The 19,240-nt window shown below is 44.0% G+C and carries 20 protein-coding genes; 15 read left to right on the top strand and 5 right to left on the bottom strand.

Going from position 1 to position 19,240, the window contains the following annotated elements; translation table 11 throughout:
- The first annotated feature begins 69 nt into the window (after window positions 1-69).
- The gene (locus QZW47_RS21630; RefSeq protein ID WP_293131167.1) at window positions 70-981 is read left to right on the top strand and encodes an ABC transporter permease; all 912 of its coding nucleotides are present in this window, start codon (window positions 70-72) and stop codon (window positions 979-981) included.
- Between the two features lie 127 nt (window positions 982-1,108).
- On the opposite strand, the gene QZW47_RS21635 is transcribed toward QZW47_RS21630, so the two are convergent.
- The gene (locus tag QZW47_RS21635; RefSeq protein WP_293131170.1) at window positions 1,109-1,264 is read right to left on the bottom strand and encodes a hypothetical protein; all 156 of its coding nucleotides are present in this window, start codon (window positions 1,262-1,264) and stop codon (window positions 1,109-1,111) included.
- 24 nt (window positions 1,265-1,288) lie between these two features.
- On the opposite strand from QZW47_RS21635, the gene QZW47_RS21640 reads away from it, so the two are divergent.
- Window positions 1,289-2,134 (top strand): ABC transporter permease, encoded by an 846-nt coding sequence (locus QZW47_RS21640; protein WP_293131173.1) that lies wholly within the window; start codon window positions 1,289-1,291, stop codon window positions 2,132-2,134.
- 116 nt (window positions 2,135-2,250) lie between these two features.
- Here QZW47_RS21640 and QZW47_RS21645 read toward each other — a convergent pair whose 3' ends face one another.
- The gene (locus QZW47_RS21645) at window positions 2,251-3,894 is read right to left on the bottom strand and encodes a trypsin-like peptidase domain-containing protein (protein ID WP_293131176.1); all 1,644 of its coding nucleotides are present in this window, start codon (window positions 3,892-3,894) and stop codon (window positions 2,251-2,253) included.
- Window positions 3,895-4,203: 309 nt separating this feature from the next.
- On the opposite strand from QZW47_RS21645, the gene QZW47_RS21650 reads away from it, so the two are divergent.
- Window positions 4,204-4,656: a DUF2442 domain-containing protein gene (locus QZW47_RS21650; protein WP_293131179.1), complete on the top strand. Its 453-nt coding sequence runs from the start codon at window positions 4,204-4,206 to the stop codon at window positions 4,654-4,656.
- 495 nt (window positions 4,657-5,151) lie between these two features.
- Here QZW47_RS21650 and QZW47_RS21655 read toward each other — a convergent pair whose 3' ends face one another.
- Window positions 5,152-5,850, bottom strand: a complete 699-nt coding sequence (locus QZW47_RS21655; RefSeq protein WP_293131182.1) for a pirin family protein — start codon at window positions 5,848-5,850, stop codon at window positions 5,152-5,154.
- A 116-nt stretch (window positions 5,851-5,966) separates the two neighbouring features.
- Here QZW47_RS21655 and QZW47_RS21660 point away from each other — a divergent pair, with 116 nt between their 5' ends.
- Window positions 5,967-6,299 (top strand): helix-turn-helix domain-containing protein, encoded by a 333-nt coding sequence (locus QZW47_RS21660; RefSeq protein ID WP_293131185.1) that lies wholly within the window; start codon window positions 5,967-5,969, stop codon window positions 6,297-6,299.
- A 321-nt stretch (window positions 6,300-6,620) separates the two neighbouring features.
- Window positions 6,621-7,019: a DUF4112 domain-containing protein gene (locus QZW47_RS21665; protein WP_293131188.1), complete on the top strand. Its 399-nt coding sequence runs from the start codon at window positions 6,621-6,623 to the stop codon at window positions 7,017-7,019.
- A 363-nt stretch (window positions 7,020-7,382) separates the two neighbouring features.
- On the opposite strand, the gene QZW47_RS21670 is transcribed toward QZW47_RS21665, so the two are convergent.
- Window positions 7,383-8,417 carry a low specificity L-threonine aldolase gene (locus QZW47_RS21670; RefSeq protein WP_293131191.1) on the bottom strand — a complete coding sequence of 345 codons (1,035 nt, stop codon included), beginning with the start codon at window positions 8,415-8,417 and terminating at the stop codon, window positions 7,383-7,385.
- Window positions 8,418-8,496: 79 nt separating this feature from the next.
- On the opposite strand from QZW47_RS21670, the gene QZW47_RS21675 reads away from it, so the two are divergent.
- From QZW47_RS21675 to ilvA, 8 genes are all read left to right on the top strand, one after another.
- Window positions 8,497-8,709: a DUF2997 domain-containing protein gene (locus QZW47_RS21675; RefSeq protein WP_293131193.1), complete on the top strand. Its 213-nt coding sequence runs from the start codon at window positions 8,497-8,499 to the stop codon at window positions 8,707-8,709.
- Between the two features lie 11 nt (window positions 8,710-8,720).
- A complete protein-coding gene (locus tag QZW47_RS21680; protein ID WP_293131196.1) occupies window positions 8,721-9,503 on the top strand; it encodes an XRE family transcriptional regulator in 783 nt (260 codons plus the stop codon).
- 180 nt (window positions 9,504-9,683) lie between these two features.
- Window positions 9,684-11,282, top strand: coding sequence for an Hsp70 family protein (locus tag QZW47_RS21685; RefSeq protein ID WP_293131200.1), 1,599 nt, complete (start codon window positions 9,684-9,686; stop codon window positions 11,280-11,282).
- 109 nt (window positions 11,283-11,391) lie between these two features.
- Entirely contained in the window at window positions 11,392-12,318 is a 927-nt protein-coding gene (locus tag QZW47_RS21690) for a bifunctional class I SAM-dependent methyltransferase/HIT family protein (RefSeq protein WP_366930914.1), read from the top strand.
- Between the two features lie 439 nt (window positions 12,319-12,757).
- Window positions 12,758-13,327: a hypothetical protein gene (locus tag QZW47_RS21695; RefSeq protein WP_293131203.1), complete on the top strand. Its 570-nt coding sequence runs from the start codon at window positions 12,758-12,760 to the stop codon at window positions 13,325-13,327.
- An 11-nt stretch (window positions 13,328-13,338) separates the two neighbouring features.
- Window positions 13,339-14,658: a DUF262 domain-containing protein gene (locus QZW47_RS21700; protein ID WP_293131206.1), complete on the top strand. Its 1,320-nt coding sequence runs from the start codon at window positions 13,339-13,341 to the stop codon at window positions 14,656-14,658.
- 6 nt (window positions 14,659-14,664) lie between these two features.
- Complete coding sequence (locus tag QZW47_RS21705; RefSeq protein WP_293131209.1) at window positions 14,665-15,726, top strand: MAE_28990/MAE_18760 family HEPN-like nuclease; 1,062 nt, start codon at window positions 14,665-14,667, stop codon at window positions 15,724-15,726.
- Window positions 15,727-15,828: 102 nt separating this feature from the next.
- Window positions 15,829-17,340: a threonine ammonia-lyase, biosynthetic gene (ilvA, locus tag QZW47_RS21710; protein WP_293131212.1), complete on the top strand. Its 1,512-nt coding sequence runs from the start codon at window positions 15,829-15,831 to the stop codon at window positions 17,338-17,340.
- 58 nt (window positions 17,341-17,398) lie between these two features.
- On the opposite strand, the gene QZW47_RS21715 is transcribed toward ilvA, so the two are convergent.
- Window positions 17,399-18,250 (bottom strand): Rpn family recombination-promoting nuclease/putative transposase, encoded by an 852-nt coding sequence (locus QZW47_RS21715; protein WP_293131215.1) that lies wholly within the window; start codon window positions 18,248-18,250, stop codon window positions 17,399-17,401.
- 184 nt (window positions 18,251-18,434) lie between these two features.
- Between QZW47_RS21715 and QZW47_RS21720 the strand changes: the two genes are divergently transcribed.
- Both QZW47_RS21720 and QZW47_RS21725 read left to right on the top strand, forming a co-directional pair.
- On the top strand, window positions 18,435-18,851 hold the full coding sequence (locus QZW47_RS21720) for a XisH family protein (RefSeq protein WP_293131218.1): 417 nt from the start codon (window positions 18,435-18,437) through the stop codon (window positions 18,849-18,851).
- Window positions 18,839-19,174: a XisI protein gene (locus tag QZW47_RS21725; protein ID WP_293131221.1), complete on the top strand. Its 336-nt coding sequence runs from the start codon at window positions 18,839-18,841 to the stop codon at window positions 19,172-19,174. Before QZW47_RS21720 ends, QZW47_RS21725 begins: the two co-directional genes overlap by 13 nt.
- Window positions 19,175-19,240: the final 66 nt, after the last annotated feature.

Here is a 19,240-nt window from a genome sequence, read left to right on the forward strand (position 1 = left end):
CAATCTATCTGTATTATATCCGCGTTAATCTGCGTTCATCAGCGGTTAAAAACTCAAAAAAATTGATTTATGGCTGTTTCCACCAAAGCTCCCCCTCCGATTCCTCCCAATTCTCCCTCGAAGCCAGAAACTGTTTCCCCGCTGTCAAAGTGGACAGGGCCACTGGCATTGCTCGGCCCTTCTGGCTTGTTCCTGATTTTATTATTAGTAATACCAACTTTGGTGATTTTTCAGCTTAGTTTGGTACCAAATATTAAGCCGGGAGATTTGGTGAATCCTTCGGGAATCGGCAACTACCTGCGAGTGTTTGAGCCGCTGAATTTGCAGGTGATGGGTCGATCGCTCTTTTTTGCCACGGGAACGACTATTCTGTGTTTACTGTTGGGATTTCCCGTCGCTTACTGGATAGCGCTGAATGTCTCGCCCAAGTGGCGGAATTTAACGTTGTTGGGCTTTGTGTTGCCGCTGTGGACTTCTTCGCTGTTGCGATCGTATGCTTGGATTACAATTCTCCGTCCTACGGGCGTTCTCAACTCGCTCCTGGGGCTTTTGGGCATCCCTCCTCTAGAATTGTTAAATCAAAGTTCCGCCGTTCTCATCGGCATGGCTTACAGCTATTTGCCCTATATCGTAACCATTCTCTACGCTTCCTTGGAAAAGCTCGATCGCAGATTGCTAGAAGCGTCTCAGGATTTGGGCGCGAATCCGGTAGAAACTTTCTGGAAAGTCACAGTACCGCAGACAATGCCGGGGATTGCGGCAGGTTCTTTGCTAGTATTTATTAGCTGTTTGGGCGATTTTGTCGATCCCGAATTGCTCGGTGGAGCTTCCAGCATGACGGCGGCTCGTTTAATTTACAATCAGTTTTTGGGGGCAACTCAAAATTGGGGGCTGGGATCGGCTCTGAGTATGGTATTAATTTTTGCAGTGAGTATCGGAATTGCACTTTTACTCAAATATGGCGATCGAAATGCAGTTTAAGAAAGAAGTCATTAGTCATGAGTCATTAGTCATGAGTCATGAGTCATTAGTCATTAGTCATGAGTCATGAGTCATGAGTCATGAGTCATTAGTCATGAGTCATTGATTTGTGGTTGCTAGTTAATGGTTATTGATATAGTTCGCAAATCAACAATAACAAATAACAACTACAAACAATCAATTCCCAGATGCCCTGTTTGGCCAATGCCCAATGCCCAATGCCCAATTCCCAGATGCCCAATGCCCAATGCCCAATGCCCAATGCCCAATGCCCAATTACCAATTACCAATTCCCGATTAACGAGATATGGAAAATACCGCCGACAATCCACAGGAGGAAATACAACCCGATATGTACTTAAAACCTAAATTTAAGATTTCTTGGCAGGCAATATTTACTGTTTCGATGTTTTTTTATATGTACCTGCCCATTTTTGTACTCACCTTTTACAGCTTTAACAAATCGCGTTTTAGCGCTGGCTGGGAAGGATTTACTTTAGATTGGTACGTTAAATTATTTAGCGATACACGGATTTTAATAGCCCTGAGAAACAGTTTAACAGTTGCTGTTTGTGCAGTTGCAATCTCGGCGGTACTCGGCACTTTGATGGCCGTTGGTTTAGCTCGCTACCGCTTTCCCGGCAAAAGTTTATATCAGGGAGTTTCTTACTTACCGATTATTATTCCAGATATTGCCAGCGCGGTGGCGACTCTGGTATTTTTAGCAGCACTGGCTATTCCTCTGAGTTTGTGGACAATTGTGGCCGCCCACGTTGTGTTTTGTCTGGCTTACATCGCCTTGGCTGTTTCTACTAGATTGGCAGATTTAAACCCGTATTTAGAAGAAGCTGCCTTGGATTTGGGTGCAACGCCTGTTGAAGCTTTTATTCAGGTTTTGCTACCTCAATTAATACCTGGAATTGTTTCGGGTTGTTTGCTATCTTTTGTCCTCAGCATGGATGATTTTTTGATTGCGAGTTTTACCGCAGGTAGCGGGACGACAACTCTGCCGATGGAAATTTTTAGCCGGATTCGGACTGGTGTAAAACCGGATATTAATGCTCTCAGCGTGTTGTTGATAGTCGGTTCGGGTGGATTGGCGTTTTTAGCAGAATATTTGCGCGGCAAGGGCGACCAAAAACGATCGCATTAGTCATTAGTCAAGGGCAATTATTTAGAAAAATGCCTTTGAAAGTGCCAAATAAATTAACAGCAAAGACTATTTTTATCCTCATCTGCGCCTTCTACACCCTCTGCGGTTAAAAAATCTTAACTCCTTTTCCAAATCTTAATTTCCCCCAACCAACCAGCACTCACAATCGTCTTAGTATCAGGGCTGATTCCCACAGCAGTAACATAGCCAGAGTGTCCGCTCAAATTACCTCTCAATTCGCCCGATCGCACATCCCACAGTTTCACGCTCTTATCCCAACTCCCAGTAACCAGTATACTGCCATCCCGGCTGATTGCCAGCGACCAAACCCCATCAGTATGTCCGCTCAAACGGCGAATTAACTGCCCGTTTCCGACATTCCACAAGCCGATAGTGGCTTTGCCATTGCCCGAAACTAAAGTTTTGCCATCGGGAGTAAAGGCTAGGGATAAAACAGACAAGTTATTGTCGCTAATCGTGCGAATTGCTGCACCTGTCGCTAGATTCCACAATCTGATTGAAGCATCTTTGCTGCCGCTAGCTAAGGTTTTACTGTTGGGACTGATTGTCAGAGCGCTGACTAATCCAGAGTGCCCGGTTAAAGTCCGCAGCAATTCCCCGGTTTTTGCGTTCCAAATCTTAATTGTTTTGTCCCAACTGCCGCTCGCGACAAATTGACCGTCGGGACTGACGGCAACACTCGAAACAGCACCGGAATGCCCGCTCAAAGTGCGGACAACCGCGCCTGTTTCTAAATTCCAAATTTTTACCGTTTTGTCGTCGCTGCCACTAGCTAACACTTTACCGTCCGCACTCGCAGCCAGGGCATTAACAGCTTCGGCGTGTCCTTGCAGTGTAGTTTTTAATTGCCCGCCGGGAAAATTCCAAACTGAGATTGTGCCGTTGCTGTTTCCTGTAGTAAAATAAGCGGAAGATAGGGTAAGAGAACTGATAAATTCTGAAGGCCCTTTCAGGGTATTTGTGGCTGCAAAGGCGATCGCACTTCCGGGCTTCCGAGGCACATTGTTCGCGGGAGTTTTCGGGTTTCCGGCTGTGGGAGATTGGGGGACTACTGGCAACGAAATAGTCGATCGCCATTTCATGAAAGTATTAATTTCTATTCCCGCCGCCACAATTTTATCAGAATTCTCCTCTAACCTAACAATACCGTTAATTGCGACAACTCGCCCCGCATCGTCGAGTACAGGCCCGCCACTCATCCCCGCTCTCACTAAGTTATTGTAGACCAATGTATAACCGTTCCAAGGAGTTTGGCGGCCGGTAAGTTGACCTTCGGTAGCGATGAAAATCGGTTGTTGCAGCGAACCGCCGGATATCGGCCAGCCAGCCACATAAGCCTTATTTCCGCGAGTGGCGGCGGAATTTGCCAATTCAGCGAGGCGGTAGCTTTCAGGGCTGCTGAAGGGGACGACAGCTAAGTCCACTCCGGGGACTCGGCGCACGAGGCTATATGATACAGAGTGAGCTTTGCCGTCGGGAGTTATAACCTCGTAATCGCCGGCTTTATCGACTACGTGCCAGTTGGTGAGTATATAGTAGGTGCTACCTTGTTTCTCTAAAATTACTCCCGAACCGCCTTTTGGCCCCTGGATGCGGACGGTGATTTGTTTGGCGACGGTTTTAACTGCGTCGGCGGTTAAGGCGAGGGCGATTTGAGGTGATGTGAGTGGGATGAGTGCGATCGAGCTTAGGGCGATCGTAGCACTCAAAATAGCCGGAATTGTTCTGTTGTAGTTCATTATTGTGTCAATTTAACATACCCACCTATCAACGGACGGACAAGTTTTCCGGTTTGTGGCATATTTCCACACCAAATGAATTAGTAGGGTGCGTCAGCTAGAGTTTTTTGTGAATAATTGAGAGTTGAATAACTGACGCACCTTGCAGCCTTGTGGTGCGTCAGTTAGTAGGGTGCGTCAGCTAGAGTTTTTAGTGGATAATTAAGAGTTGAATAACTGACGCACCTTGCAGCTATGTGGTGCGTCAGTTTCTGCGATTTCAAACAAATCTCTCAACTTCGGCTGACGCACCCTACAACTTGACTTATAATGTTATCTAAAAACTGGGACAAAGAGTTAACTGAGGAAAATCTCCGAGATCAAATAGCCCAAGCCAAGCAAGCATGGAAAACCGCTGAGGCTACAGAGCCGCGTGCCGAATCCGTGCAGTACAATCAGTCGGAAGATTTAATTGTTATTAAACTCAAAAACGGTGCTATTTTCTGTTTTCCTCCGCGGCTTGCACAAGGCTTAGAAAGCGCTTCACCAGAACAACTTGCTGATGTTTGGCTACCGCCTTCAGGTAACAGCGTACACTGGGAAAGTCTAGATGTTGATTTTGGCATTCCTGAACTTGTCGCAGGTATTTTTGGGACAAAATATTGGATGGCTGAATTAGGCAGAAAGGGAGGAGAAGCAACTTCCAGCGCTAAATCGGCAGCAGCACGGAAAAATGGCAAGAAAGGGGGACGCCCTAAAAAGAATATTTCCCTTAATTCTTGATGCCAAATAGACATAAATTACTTACAATCAATTAGGTAGGGTGCGTCAGCTAGGTTTTTTTTGCATAATTTAGAGTATAATAACTGACGCACCTTACAGCTAGGTGGTGCGTCAGTTTCTGCGATTTCAAACAAGTCTCTCAACTTCGGACTGACGCACCCTACAACTGTTTAGTTAGTAGGGTGCGTCAGCTAGAGTTTTTAGTGGATAATTGAGAGTTTACAAACTGACGCACCTTACAGCTAGGTGGTGCGTCAGTTTCTGCGATTTCAAACAAGTCTCTCAACTTCGGACTGACGCACCCTACAACTGTTTAGTTAGTAGGGTGCGTCAGCTGATAGAGCAGGTTTCAGTTAGTAGGGTGCGTCAGCTAGAGTTTTTGTGCATAATTGAGAGTTTACAAACTGACGCACCTTGCCGCCTGGTGGTGCGTCAGTTTCTGCAATTTCAAACAAGTCTCTCAACTTCGGACTGACGCACCACCAGGCGATAATCTCATGCTAAATCAAACAGCAAAAATTCCGCATCTTCCGCCGCTTCAATCGCCAATTCAGCCTCATCGCTAACCGCTGCACCGTCACCTTTTTCTAAAGTCAAACCGTTGAGCAAAATAGAGCCGCGAGCAACTTGCACCCAAGCATGACGATTTGGCTGCAAAGCATGAGAAACCCGCGAGCTTTTATCCAAAACCGCCGCATATAAATCGACATCTTGATGCACTTTCACCGCACCATCTCTCGCATCATGCGCCGCCACCAACCGCAGTTGTCCGCGCCTTTCTGCTAGAGGAAACTCCCGCTGTTCGTAACTCGGTGGCAATCCATTTGTATCTGGTAACAGCCAGATTTGTAGCAAATGAACAGGCTCAGTTTGCGAGTGATTGAACTCGCTGTGTTGGATGCCCGTACCTGCACTCATCCGCTGCACTTCGCCTGGTTTGATCGCTGCGCCGGTACCCAAACTGTCTTTATGTTCTAATGCTCCTTCCAGCACGTAGGTAATAATTTCCATATCGATGTGCCCGTGAGTGCCGAAACCTTTGCCGGGGCTAATGACATCCTCGTTGATTACCCGCAAAGAGCGAAAATTCATATAGTTTGAATCGTAGTAATCGGCAAATGAAAATGTGTGGTAACTGTCCAGCCAACTAATCTTTGCGTGTCCTCTTGCTGCACTTTTTCTGACGGTAATCATTTTCTCAATCCTCAGTGAAATTTATCGGGTGTTTCTGAGATACTTCTACTTTAAACCGAGTCAAGCTATTATGGGAAGTACGCACTAAAAAGTGCGGTAGTTACCAAAAGGATACTATGCAAGTTAAAGACGTAAAGGTCGATCGGGCAAATTGCCCAGTAGAGAGAACTTTAGAGGTGATTGGCGGGCGCTGGAAAGTCTTGATTCTCCGGGAGTTGTTTCAAGGAGTGAAGCGTTTTAACGAGCTCCAACGAGCTGTCAACGGCATTACTCAGAAGATGCTGACGCAGCAGTTGCGGGAGATGGAGTCAGACGGGATTGTGCATCGGGAAATTTACCTGCAAGTTCCGCCGAAAGTTGAATATTCGCTAACGCCTTTGGGCGAAAGTCTCAAACCGATTATTGATGCGATGCACGAATGGGGAATTAAGGATATTAACTATAGTTGAGTTTAGTAGACATCTTGCATTCATTCACAAATTATCTGGAAACTATCTGCGTTTATCTGTGTTCATCTGCTTTTCATCTGCGGTTCCTGTATTCATCAAAGATTTATGCAATCTTGTCTAGTGCTGTCTGCTTGCTTGCCAATTCCCAATTACGGATTATATCATGTTTGATAAAAACACGATCGAGTTTGTAGCTAGGACTAAAGTCCTCTGTCATTTAGAAAGGACTAAAGTCATGACTACGAACCTGTTTGTCAGAGGGATGCTTTTTTCTGTCTTCGGACTGATGTCGCTTTTTGTAGTTAGCCTAAGAATAATAATATGAACAAAATAGAGCGTCTTGCCACTCTCAACCGCATCCGCAAACTCAGCCGCCTGATGGATACCGCCATTGGCATCCCCGGTACTAAACTTCGCATTGGTTTAGATCCGATTATCGGTTTAGTTCCAGGTGCTGGTGATATAGTAGATACTGCGTTTTCTGCCTACCTAATTTATTTGGCAACTCAATTCAATATTCCCCGCAAAACTCTAGGCAAAATGATTTATAATATCAGTCTGGAAGCTGTTATCGGTTCAGTGCCTTTAGTTGGAGATATCTTTGATGCTTTTTATAAGTCAAACATGAGAAATCTGGCGCTTTTGGAATCGCATCTAGAAGCAGAGGAACCGGAATTAGCCGCTGTTGCAGAACCTATTCCTGAATCGATTAAACTGTAGGTTCGTAGTGAGGACTTTAGTCCTTAGATTTTTAGAAGGACTGAAGTCCTCACTACGAACCGTTTTAAATATTTGGAATCGCATCTTGAAGCAGAGGAACCGGAATTAGTCGCTGTTGCAGAACCTATTCCTGAATCGATTAAAATGTAGGTTCGTAGTGAGGACTTTAGTCCTTAGATTTTTAGAAGGACTGAAGTCCTCACTACGAACCGTTTTAAATATTTGGAATCGCATCTTGAAGCAGAGGAACCGGAATTAGCCGCTGTTGCAGAACCTATTCCTGAATCGATTAAACTGTAGGTTCGTAGTGAGGACTTTAGTCCTTAGATTTTAGAAGGACTGAAGTCCTCACTACGAACCGTTTTAAATATTATGGGAAAGCTCGCTCTTGCAAAAATCCACGAAAGCGTCAATATCTGCTTCTTTAGTATTAAAGGCTGTTACCAATCTGACAGTAGATTTATCCCACCGATAAAACTGAAAACCCTGATTCAAAGCTGCTGCAATCAATGATTCAGGAATCTGCACAAAAATCTCGTTAGCTTCAACGGGATGGCAAAACTTGACTTTCTCAACTCCGGCCAAACCTTCGGCTAATTTAGCCGCCATATTATTTGCATGAGCCGCATTTGTCAACCACAAATCATTCGTTATATATGCTTCCAACTGCGCCGACAAAAACCGCATCTTTGAGAACAGATGCCCGCTGCGCTTGCGATAAAATGGGAAAGTCTTTGCTAATTCTTGATTGAAAAATACCACAGCTTCCGCAGCCATCGCGCCGTTTTTGGTTGCTCCAAATGAGAGGATATCGACACCTGCGCGCCAAGTGATATCCGCAGGCGCACAGCCCAAGCTAGCAACAGCATTAGCAAAGCGAGCTCCGTCCATGTGCAGGTGCAAATTGTGGCGACGCACAACTTCGGAAATCTCGGCAATTTCGGCTGGATTGTAGACAGTGCCTGCTTCGGTGGCTTGTGTGATGCTGACGGCGGCGGGCTGTACGTGGTGGACGACTCCTGCACCAGCCCGATCGACTATTTCACCTAAATTCTCTGCGTTTATCTTAGCATCATTTCCTGTTACAGTGACTAACTTAGCACCGCCGGTAAAAAACTCGGGTGCGCCGCATTCATCTAGATTAATATGAGATTGGGCGTGACAGTAAACAGCCCCGTAAGGAGGAGTCATCACTGCTAGGGCTAAAGCGTTAGCAGCAGAACCGGTTGCTACAGGAAAAACTGTCACCGATGTCTCGAACAAATCCGAAAATTTAACTTGCAAACGCTGTGTATATTCATCATCTCCATAGGACATAACTGCACCGCAATTAGCCGCTGCAATCGCTGCCATAATTTCCGGCGAAACCCCGGTTGCATTGTCGCTACAAAAATTCATTTGAATAATTGGTAAACAGAATCTATAATATAACTCAACAGTCAAAAGTCAACCGTCAAAAATTAAACCAAGAGGAACTATGGCAGAGTACCGCCAAATAGAATACCGCATCGGCAAAGACGGCAAAATTACCGAAACCGTCCTCAACGCCACCGGTTCGAGTTGTACCGAAACCACGGCCGGAATTGAAACAGCCCTCGGCAAAGTAGAATCTCAAGATTTGTTGCCAGAATACTATCAAGGTGAAGAAATTTTGGCCTCCGAACAAACTCAGACTTTAAAACAAGTTTAGAAAAATTAACAATGTTCTATTTCCTCGGTGCAACAGTTGATGTAACAACAGGGCCTGCCTTCGGTATCACGCTAGCTGTCGGAGGCATTTTTCTAATTTTAGTGTATGCTTATGCTGCATCAGAGGCCGGAGATGCGATCGACTTTAAGTACGATACAATTCTCCGAGAACGCATGAAGCAGCTAGATATCGTCGATTGGCAAGACTTAGGCGAGAAAGCAGGCTTAACTCGCTTCGGGGTGCGCCTAGTGCGGCAGGGAGACGTGGGAAAACTCACCATAGACCAACTGCGGCGGCTGGCAACTGTGCTAAATTTGAATTTCCAGGAATTCGATCGCACTTTAAGCGCACTGCCCCTATCGGCTACAATTACCACCAATCCCAGCGAAATCGAAGAATTGAAACAGCAGTGTTTCCGGCTGCGCGAAGAATTGCAGCAGCAAAAAACTCAACTAACTGCCGATTTTCGCCGCGCTACCTTTGAACAATTGCAAACTTTGTTAACCAACTATCCAGCCGCCCGCAAAATGGCAGAAGCCAAGCCGGATATGCCCGCAAAAAATCTCTCGGCTTTGTTTACGCCCTTAGAAAATCTCTTGTCAAGTTGGAATTTTGAAACAATCGGTTCGGCTTGGGAACAAACAACTTATAATCCGCAGTTGCACCAGCCGGATGTTGAGGATATCACAGAAGGAGAGTTAGTTTATGTTAGATTTGTCGGCTATCGGAATGGAGAGCAAATTCTTACTCCTGCTAAAGTTAGTCGCACTCTTCCAGCAGGCATGAAAAAGTAAATATAAAATCCAATATAGTTCACTTAACGTTTTTTGTCATTGCGCTTCGGGAGAGCAATCGCAGAGACTATGACACTTATCGGTTAAGTCAGGTGCGCGCCGAGCAATTATCTTCTTAAGTGAACCGTATTGATATAAAATCTTCAATTTTCGCCAATAAATCTAAACTCTAAAATTGACATGGTTACAGTTGCAATCGACTTCGGCACCAGCAACACAGTTGTCTGCATTCTCAACCCGGACACTCAAACAGCAGAAACTTTGAGATTGGGCGAGATATCCCGAATTTTCAAAACAAATAAGTCTGGGGAAGATATTCGAGAAATACCTGTAGTTCCGACTTTGGTATTCGTAAAAAATGCAGGTGAGTTGGTATTGGGAGAAAAAGTCCGATCTCAGCGTTTGGGACAATCCCAACCAGACCGTTTTTTCAAAGCTTTTAAACGCGACTTAGCCGCCGACTTTCAGCCTCCCGCCCGCAATCTCGACGGCGAAACCTACACGCCGGAATTAGTGGCAGAACAGTTTATCACAACTATTTGGGAACAATTATATCACCAAAATATCCAACCAAACAAACTAATTTTTACAGTACCAGTCGGAGCATTTGAGCGATATTTGGATTGGTTTCGCGACTTAGCAGAATCTCTGGGAGTTGAGGAAGTTCAGCTAATCGATGAATCTACAGCAGCCGCCCTGGGATATGCTGTAAAACGCCCCGGTTCCTTAGTTTTAGTAGTCGATTTTGGCGGCGGAACTTTAGATTTAAGTTTGGTACGCACTGCGCCTCCTTCCTCTGTCAAACATAGCCAATCTCACAGTCCGAATTTAATGCGCGCCGAAGTGTTGGCAAAATCCGATGCTTATGTCGGTGGCGAAGATATTGATATCTGGATTGTTGAAGATTATTTGCGGCAAATTGGTTCGTCGCGGGCAGAAGTTGGTGGCGTTGGCTGGCAAAATTTATTGGAAATAGCCGAAAAGTTAAAGATTCAAATTTCTCAAGTTAATGAGGCGAAGGAAAGTTGGTTTGATGATGAAAATTTTATGTCTTACGACTTGCAGCTAAACCGAGATAAACTTGAGGAAATTCTGGAATCTCGGCAGTTGTTGGAACAGTTGCGAGAATCTTTAGATGAAGTGTTGAACATTGCGCTGGGTAAAGGTATCGGTAAAGCAGATATCGAACAGGTTTTGCTGGTAGGAGGAACTTCGCTAATCCCGGCTGTTTCTAATTTAGTTGTTTCCTATTTTGGGCGGCAAAAAGTTAAAACTGATAAGCCTTTTGAAGCAGTCGCCCACGGCGCTTTAGCTTTGACAGAATTGGTGACTGTTGACGATTATTTGCGGCACAGCTATGCAATCCGCCTCTGGGAACCTTATGCTAAAGCTTATAGTTATTCGCCGATTTTTAGCAAGGAAATGAAGTATCCTTGTGAAAGTTCCGATGAGTTGACGCTGCAAGTAGCGATTGAAGGACAAAGGGAGATTCGGTTAGATATTGGGGAAGTTGCGGAGGTGTCGCAGGCGGAGGTTAGTTTTAACGAAAAAGGGCAAATGACGAGCAGTTTGCTCAACAAACACAGTGATTTTCGCTCTTTGGAAAGCCACCATCAGCAGGTTTGTGTGGCGCATTTGAATCCGCCTGGGGTGCTGGGAATCGATCGGGTTTCGGTGAGTTTTGAGGTGGATGAGAGGCGGGTGTTGTTGGCTACGGTGCGGGATTTGGTGACTGGTGAGGTGTTGGTGGCCAAAGGGGCGATCGCCAAACTGCAATAATGATACAATTTTTAGATAAGACTCGGCGATTGAAATCGCTGCTACACAAACGAAGTCCGCCTCCGCAGACTGAAGAGTGAAGATAAGATTCGGCGATTGAAATCGCTTCTTGTCAAACAAAGTCCGCCTCCGCGGACTAAATAATATCGATTTAAATCAAGTTTATGCCGCCATGAAGAAGCAACAAAATAAATTCAGCCACCTGACGGCAATCGAAAGAATTTATCTGTCATTTCCGGCTAAGATTTTATTAGAACAAAACCTGCTACAAGGAAAAATATTAGACTTTGGGTGCGGCTTCGGGAATGATGTTAAACTGTTACAGCAAAAAGGTTTTGACATTGCGGGCTACGACTCTTATTATTTTCCAGAATTCCCCGAACAGCAATTCGATACTATTATTTGCTTTTATGTTTTAAATGTCTTGTTTCCAGAAGAGCAAGCGAATGTCCTGATGGAAGTTTCGCATTTGTTGAAACCCGGAGGTAAAGCGTATTTTGCAGTGAGAAGAGATATCAAGAAAGAAGGCTTCCGAGAACATTACGTCCACAAAAAACCTACCTATCAGTGCATTGTCAAACTTCCATTTAAGTCATTTCTGTTAAATGAGTCGTGCGAGATTTATGAGTATGTGCATTACAACTATCAAAGAAATTCTACAAATAATTGCATATTCTGCAATCCGCACCGCAAGCTAACTTTGCTCACCGAGTCAGCCACAGCCTATGCAATGTTTGACGGTTATCCCGCCAGCAAAGGTCATGTTTTAATTATCCCGAAGCGTCACACGGCAAATTATTTTGAATTGCCATTTCGAGAACAATCGGCTTGCTGGTTTATGGCTAACAAAGTACAACAAATGTTAATTAAAGAGTTTCAGCCTGATGGTTTTAATGTCGGAATTAATATTGATAAACAGGCTGGTCAAAGTCGCAGTCACGCTGCTATTCATATTATCCCACGTTACAAGGGTGATGCGACTGGAAATAAAGGCGGTATTAGATATGTGATTCCTCAAGTTCAAAATAAAAGTTAGCAATTTATAAAACAATACGGTTCACTTAAGAAGATAATTGCTCGGCGCGCACCTGACTTAACTGATAAGTGTCATAGTCTCTGCGATTGCTTCGCTAAGAGCTCGCAATGACAAAAAAACGTTAAGTGAACCGTATTGATTTATAAAATACTTTTTTTTACCGCAGAGGCGCAGAGTACGCGGAGGAATAGAGAAGAGAGAGATTGATAATTTTTTTTAACTATTATTATACAGGAATTAGGCGCTGCGAATAAAGAAACCGGGTTTTTATTAATGCTGGGCTGGGACGAATGATTCTCGCAAAAAAACCCGGTTTCTCGATACCCGTGGTAATTTTTGTAAGGATTGTTATATTTGAGTCAAACGGTGAGCAAAATAGAGTTAAAATATATTTGCCAAGTCTCAAACTACACATTAGCAGTAATTTGGTGTTCTGTTTATGTCCAAGCGCAAAAAGCAAGAATGGCTCAAGGAAACTCTAGAGCTTAAAGAAGACCATAATTGGAAGTCCAAGCCCGGAACTCGCATCTTTGTCGCAGGAAGAGGTGCAGTTCGCTTTGATGTCCCCCAAGATTGGCATTTTGAACCTGATACTAAGTCGTTCCGGTTTACGGATAAGAAACCGCCGGATGATGATTGTTGTTTGGAGGTTTCGTTTAATTTGTTACCTCCGGGAAATTGGGGAGAATTTCCGCTAGTGCCACTTTTACAGAAGATAGTAGAAGATGATACCAGAAATCCGATCGACCCTGGAGAAATCATTCAATTGAAGCGGCAAACTGCTCGGATTGTTTGGACTGAATTTAAGTTTATTGACCCTCCAGAACAGCGGGAAGCTTATTCGCGGATTTGTATCGGGCTGGGTTCTAATGTTCAGTGTTTGATTACTTTTGACTACTGGGTTGATGATGCGAAACATTTGACTCCTGTCTGGGATACGGTGATGGAATCGTTGGTTTTAGGTTTGTTTATTAGTGACCCTCGGACGGGTTTCGCACGTCCAGATTAGGTTTTGGGGAAATGCCAAGTATCAGGACTAGATATCGAGAGATCGATCGCTCTTTTTGGCGTTTGAGGGCGATCGCTGGCTTGCTAGATTGGAGTTGCATGGCTAGTCCTGAAAATGCTATCATAATTAACAAGTTGTGCTTAGGGATAATCGAAAAAATGCAGCTAGCACCAGTTGAAGAAAAAATGTGGGAAAGTTTGCCAGAAAACACACCTGATCGAATGTTCGATCGTGATATCCACCTGCGTTATGACTTCAAAGAAACACCAATAGTTACCGAAATTAACCGCGAAAAGCTTCCCCGGTTGCTTGAATATTTAAGAGTGTCTGATTATGTAGAAAGGCGATCGAGCTACCAAAGAAGGGGTTGTTGGACTGAGACGATGAAATCTAGATTGATTGAGTCATTTATCCTCAATATCCCCGTTCCTTCAATAGTTTTATACAAACAAGATTCCCAACATTATGAAGTCTTGGATGGACAGCAACGCATCTGGGCCATTCAAGAGTTTTATAGAAACAAGCTCGAACTGACAGGGCTAGAAATTTTGCCTGAATTTAACGGACATACCTACAAAAAACTCCCTCAAAAAATTAGGGCTACTATCGATCGACGCTCCATATCATCAGTAGCAATTCTTGCCGAACTAACTTCCAATTCTGAAGAAGCTAACTTCCTCAAACAGAAAGTCTTTGAACGTCTGAATACAGGAAGAGTAGAGTTCAGCCAGCAAGAAGTAAGAAACTGTTTGTATGGCGGACTGTTTAATGAACTGTTGCTAAAATTGGCGCGTCATCCTATATTTGCTCAAGCTTGGGGAATTCCGACAGATGATAATAGTGCCGGATTAGAGGAAAATAACCTTTATCAAAAACTGGAAGATGCTGAGTTAGTGCTGCGTTTTTTTGCTCTGAGAAATATCGAGTATTTTCGTCTCAATCTGGAAGATTTTTTAGATTTGTACATGATAAAAAGCTTGAATTTTAATGAGGCAGATATCAATTACTTGGAACAGCTTTTTATCAAAACTATCGAAATAGCTCACCAAATTTACGGACAGCATTTATTCAAACCATTTGACCATCAATTTCAAAATTGGTCTAAAAAGTCCGAGCGAGTATATTATGATGCAATTATGGTTGTTTTGAGTCGGCACTTGCCAGATACAACAAAAATAATTGCTAAAAAAGATCGGATTTTTGAAGAAACAAAAAAGCTATTTAATAAGCCGGAATCTCGTCTTTTGACAGGAGGTGGAACAACCAAGGCAGAAATTCAGAATCGGATCAGCATATTTAACGAAATGCTTTCGCAAGTTATCGGAGAGTAACTTGCTATGTTTGAGGAGATTCTTGAGAAAGCCAGTGTCAAAATTTCAACTGTTCGTGCGATCGTCAAAACGAACGATCGACTTAGAAAAATTGTATTTCAAGATAGTTCCAATATAAAACAGTTGACAGAAAATCCTGAAACTGCGCCATTAATAGAAGAAATACCTAGCAAATGGGAATGGGAAATTTACGATCGTTCTGCTGTGGTAACTAGACTGTATGCTATCTACGAGCGCTTCGTTAAGGATTTAATTTCGGATTGGCTGCGACGTATGCCGGATTTGGTTCCGCGCTATTCAGACTTGGAAGAAAAAATCCAAAATACCCACCGAGAGGGTATAGGACGTTTGTTGATTGACATCAAAAAAAATAGGTTTCAACACCTTTCGGTTGAGAAAGTAGTGCAAGGATTATCCTGTGGGATTACTGATACTGGGAAATACGAATTACTTCCTGATGCTTTCCTATTACATGAGCAAAATTTACGCAAGGAAGTGTTAGAAACAGTCTTGAAAAATGCTGGTATTGATGAGGCATGGAGATGGATAATCAATCACAAAGAAATTAAATATTTTTTAGAGGAGGTTCGTGGTAGTCAAAACACGGCAGAAGGAGAACTCAAACAACTGGTTGACTATCGGAATGAAGCAGCCCACGGATCGACAGACCAGATTTTGGGAACTCAAGAACTATTGGACTTAGGTGATTTTGTGGAGGCTTTATGTAAATCCCTTGCTGATTTAGTCACTTACAATATAATTGTACATCAGAAAAATATAGGCAGGGTAAGTGAGATTGGAAAAATTACTGAGTGGTTCAAAAATCCACAAGCAGGCGTAGCAAAAGTCAAGGAAGTTACATTAACTGTAGGAGAAGATGTTTATCTAGTTTTAGTTAATGATAAATTGTCTTACTGTTACTCTGTCAAAATTGAGAGCATTCAGCTTAATAATATTTCCCATAATTGTGTAGCAATAACCTCGGAAGCAGAAGTAGGGTTAAAGTTCGATCGCGATGCCAGAGTTGATTTGACTATTTATGTAACTACATCCGATCGAGTTGACTGAATCTTTCGTAGCTATGAAGGACGCTCGCCATTCCCCGCAAAATACTAACACAAGTGCCCTACAATAATCCCACCATCCGGCATCAACCCACCTGCTAACGCCATGCTTTGCGATTACCTAGTACAAATCCTCACCGCCCGCGTCTACGATGTTGCTCAAGAATCCCCCCTAGAAGTCGCACCAAATCTATCAGAGCGGCTCAACAATAAACTGCTGCTGAAACGAGAGGATATGCAGTCTGTGTTTTCCTTCAAACTGCGGGGCGCGTACAACAAAATGGCGCAACTGTCGCCGGATTTGCTAGCACAAGGTGCGATCGCAGCTTCCGCCGGTAATCACGCCCAAGGAGTCGCCCTCGCTGCTCGCCAACTGGGAACTCGCGCGATTATCGTCATGCCCGTAACGACGCCGCAGGTGAAGGTAAATGCGGTAATAGCCCGTGGTGGAGAGGTAGTTTTGCATGGGGATACTTACGACGATGCTTACGCTTTTGCGCGCCAATTAGAGGCGGAAAAAGGGATGACTTTTATTCATCCTTTTGACGATCCCCACGTGATTGCGGGACAGGGTACGATCGGCATGGAAATCCTGCGGCAACATCAAAAACCGATTCACGCGATTTTTGTGGCAATTGGTGGCGGTGGATTGATTTCGGGAATTGCAGCCTATGTCAAGCGCTTGCGCCCGGAAATTAAGATTATCGGCGTCGAACCTGTGGATTCCGATGCGATGAATCAATCGCTGAAAGCTGGTAAACGAGTGCGTTTGTCGCAGGTGGGTTTGTTTGCTGATGGCGTGGCGGTGCGGGAAGTTGGCGAGGAAACTTTTCGGCTGTGTCAGGAGTATGTGGACGAGATTATTTTGGTGGATACGGATGATATCTGTGCCGCGATTAAGGATGTTTTTGAGGATACGCGATCGATCTTAGAACCGGCTGGCGCTTTGGCGATCGCAGGTGCGAAGGCTTATGTGGAAAGGGAACAAATCGCAGGAGAAACATTAATTGCGGTGGCTTGCGGCGCGAACATGAATTTCGATCGCCTGCGTTTTGTAGCAGAAAGGGCCGAGTTTGGTGAACGTCGCGAAGCGATTTTTGCAGTGACAATTCCCGAACAGCCGGGAAGTCTCCGCAGGTTTTGCGAATGTTTGGGTAAGCGCAATTTAACTGAATTTAGCTATCGAATTGCGGATGAAACAGCAGCACATATTTTTATCGGCGTGCAAATTCAAAACCGCGCTGATGCAGTGAAGATTGCGGCAAGTTTTGAAGATTGTGGCTTTAAAACCTTGGATTTAACTGATGATGAATTAACGAAATTGCACTTGCGGCACATGGTTGGTGGCCGTTCTATGCTAGCAAATCACGAACTGTTTTATCGCTTTGAATTTCCCGAACGTCCGGGTGCGTTGATGAAGTTTGTGGGTTCGATGAGTCCTAATTGGAATATCAGCGTTTTTCACTATCGGAATAATGGGGCTGATTACGGGCGAATTGTGGTGGGAATTCAAGTACCGCCGGATGAGATGCAGGAATGGCAGGCTTTTCTTGATACGTTGGGCTATCAGTATGGGGATGAGAGTCAGAATCCGGCGTATAAGCTGTTTTTGGCGTAGGTTTTGGGGTGGTTTTTTGGGGAAAGGGCGATCGCAAGTTTGTCAATTTTTCCTGGTTCTAAATTCTAGGCGATCGCAAATTCCTGATTTCTTCGATGCTGAGTCCGGTTGTTTGACTGATGGTTTCGTCATCCAGGCGATCGAGTAACTGCTGTGCGATCGCCAGTTTTTCTTCTTTTCGAGCTTCTTTTCTAGCTTGTTTCTCAGCATAGATTATAACTCCTTGTTGGTCATAAATAAACATTTCTTGCCGTTCGATAGCGTCCAGTTCTTCAGGATTTAAATTAACTTGATTTGCTATATCAAAGGCTTGATGAATCTCTGGAATAATATCCATTGTTGGTGGAACTTGTGTCAGCGTGTTAGCATATTTCATGAAATAAATCCATTTATCCACCAGGGTTTCTAGCTGTGATAATTCCTTGGTAAATTTCGGAAGTTCGATAAACACTAACTCCATGTTATTGTCGGTATATCTCAGATTAGTCGTTTCTTCTTTATAAACAAACCTAGAAATTACCCGATCGCTATTTGTAAACATCTCGAAATCTGTCAGTGTCAGTGCAATCACAGGTTGCAGCATTCCGTAGCCTTGTCCTTTCTGTAATTGAGAAACATAAGTTTTTGCAGCATTGTACAAAACTCTCTTACCAAAAGACTCTACATTTAATACCTGCATTTCAATAATGACTAGAGTACCATCGGCGAGTCGGGCTTTGACATCTAAGTAAGTATCTTTTAAGCCTGAAATCTTGGGCGGTAAATTAGGATTAATAATTTCTAAGTCTTCTATGGTAGGATTGCCATCGTAAATCATGGCGTTGAGAAAGCTGATGAGTATGCCTTTGTTATCTAGGGAACCAAAGATTTTTTTGAAGGCGTAGTCGGTTTTGGGGTTGATGAATGTCATGGTTGGAATCGGGAATAACGATCGCTATTTCGATTGTATCATTAGGGTGTGGAACTTGACGTGCGATCGCCCGTCGGTGCCGAGATTTTTAAGATGAGACCTGTTTTTAGGCTAAGGTTTTTGGGGAGAGGAGGATAAAGTGCGATCGATAGTATAATAAAGTTGACAGTTATAAAAGAGAAAAATGGCAGCACGCGATCGCTTTCATGAAGCAGTTAAGCTTGCCCTTCTGAAGGAAAATTGGGTGATTACCGACGATCCGCTGAGGCTAGAAGCGGGTGGAGCAAAATTTGAGATTGATTTGGGTGCAGAGCGTTTACTGGCGGCAGAACGAGCCGGAGAGAAAATCGCTGTCGAAATCAAAACATTTTTGGGTGATTCGCCGATTACAGATTATCATGCAGCCTTGGGACAGTTTCTGAATTATCGTCTTGCATTAGAACTCAATGAACCAGATCGGAGGCTCTATTTAGCTGTTCCGGTCATAGTCCATGAAGCTTTTTTTCAGCGGGAGTTTTTGCAAATTTCGGTAGAGCGGCATCAAGTTAGTCGTATTGTTTACGATCCAGTAAATGAGGTGATTGTGCAATGGATAAACTAGAGTTGTATCGTCAGTCAATTCAAGCACTATTGACAGAATATGTGACCACTCCTATCTCTAATGGTGCGATCAAATCGCAAACAATTTTTGATACGCAGCAAGATCGTTATCAGGTGATGAATGTTGGGTGGAATGGGCATCGGCGGGTGCATGGGTGCGTGCTGCATTTAGATATTCAGGATGGCAAAATTTGGGTGGAGCAAAATACAACGGAGATGCACGTCGCCCATGAGTTGGTGGCAATGGGTGTGGCGAAGGAGGATATTATCTTGGGCTTTCAAGCGCCTTATATGCGCGAGTACACGGGGTTTGGGGTTGCTTAGTCTACGGGCGATCGCACTTAGTTTTTGTTCGTAAGGGCGATCGGGCTTCGCAGTGATAAACTATTT

Origin of the sequence: Microcoleus sp. bin38.metabat.b11b12b14.051 (genome assembly GCF_013299165.1) — a bacterium.
Taxonomy (GTDB): domain Bacteria; phylum Cyanobacteriota; class Cyanobacteriia; order Cyanobacteriales; family Microcoleaceae; genus Microcoleus.

Excerpts from the sequence above, each read along its gene's own strand:
- QZW47_RS21665 (WP_293131188.1), top strand. The coding sequence starts at position 6,621 with ATGAACAAAATAGAGCGTCTTGCCACTCTCAACCGCATCCGCAAACTC.
- QZW47_RS21680 (WP_293131196.1), top strand. The coding sequence starts at position 8,721 with ATGTTCTATTTCCTCGGTGCAACAGTTGATGTAACAACAGGGCCTGCC.
- QZW47_RS21715 (WP_293131215.1), bottom strand. The coding sequence starts at position 18,250 with ATGACATTCATCAACCCCAAAACCGACTACGCCTTCAAAAAAATCTTT.
- QZW47_RS21660 (WP_293131185.1), top strand. The coding sequence starts at position 5,967 with ATGCAAGTTAAAGACGTAAAGGTCGATCGGGCAAATTGCCCAGTAGAG.
- QZW47_RS21655 (WP_293131182.1), bottom strand. The coding sequence starts at position 5,850 with ATGATTACCGTCAGAAAAAGTGCAGCAAGAGGACACGCAAAGATTAGT.
- QZW47_RS21700 (WP_293131206.1), top strand. The coding sequence starts at position 13,339 with ATGCCAAGTATCAGGACTAGATATCGAGAGATCGATCGCTCTTTTTGG.
- QZW47_RS21670 (WP_293131191.1), bottom strand. The coding sequence starts at position 8,417 with ATGAATTTTTGTAGCGACAATGCAACCGGGGTTTCGCCGGAAATTATG.
- QZW47_RS21705 (WP_293131209.1), top strand. The coding sequence starts at position 14,665 with ATGTTTGAGGAGATTCTTGAGAAAGCCAGTGTCAAAATTTCAACTGTT.
- QZW47_RS21695 (WP_293131203.1), top strand. The coding sequence starts at position 12,758 with ATGTCCAAGCGCAAAAAGCAAGAATGGCTCAAGGAAACTCTAGAGCTT.
- QZW47_RS21645 (WP_293131176.1), bottom strand. The coding sequence starts at position 3,894 with ATGAACTACAACAGAACAATTCCGGCTATTTTGAGTGCTACGATCGCC.
- QZW47_RS21630 (WP_293131167.1), top strand. The coding sequence starts at position 70 with ATGGCTGTTTCCACCAAAGCTCCCCCTCCGATTCCTCCCAATTCTCCC.
- ilvA (WP_293131212.1), top strand. The coding sequence starts at position 15,829 with ATGCTTTGCGATTACCTAGTACAAATCCTCACCGCCCGCGTCTACGAT.
- QZW47_RS21725 (WP_293131221.1), top strand. The coding sequence starts at position 18,839 with ATGGATAAACTAGAGTTGTATCGTCAGTCAATTCAAGCACTATTGACA.
- QZW47_RS21685 (WP_293131200.1), top strand. The coding sequence starts at position 9,684 with ATGGTTACAGTTGCAATCGACTTCGGCACCAGCAACACAGTTGTCTGC.
- QZW47_RS21640 (WP_293131173.1), top strand. The coding sequence starts at position 1,289 with ATGGAAAATACCGCCGACAATCCACAGGAGGAAATACAACCCGATATG.
- QZW47_RS21675 (WP_293131193.1), top strand. The coding sequence starts at position 8,497 with ATGGCAGAGTACCGCCAAATAGAATACCGCATCGGCAAAGACGGCAAA.
- QZW47_RS21650 (WP_293131179.1), top strand. The coding sequence starts at position 4,204 with ATGTTATCTAAAAACTGGGACAAAGAGTTAACTGAGGAAAATCTCCGA.
- QZW47_RS21720 (WP_293131218.1), top strand. The coding sequence starts at position 18,435 with ATGGCAGCACGCGATCGCTTTCATGAAGCAGTTAAGCTTGCCCTTCTG.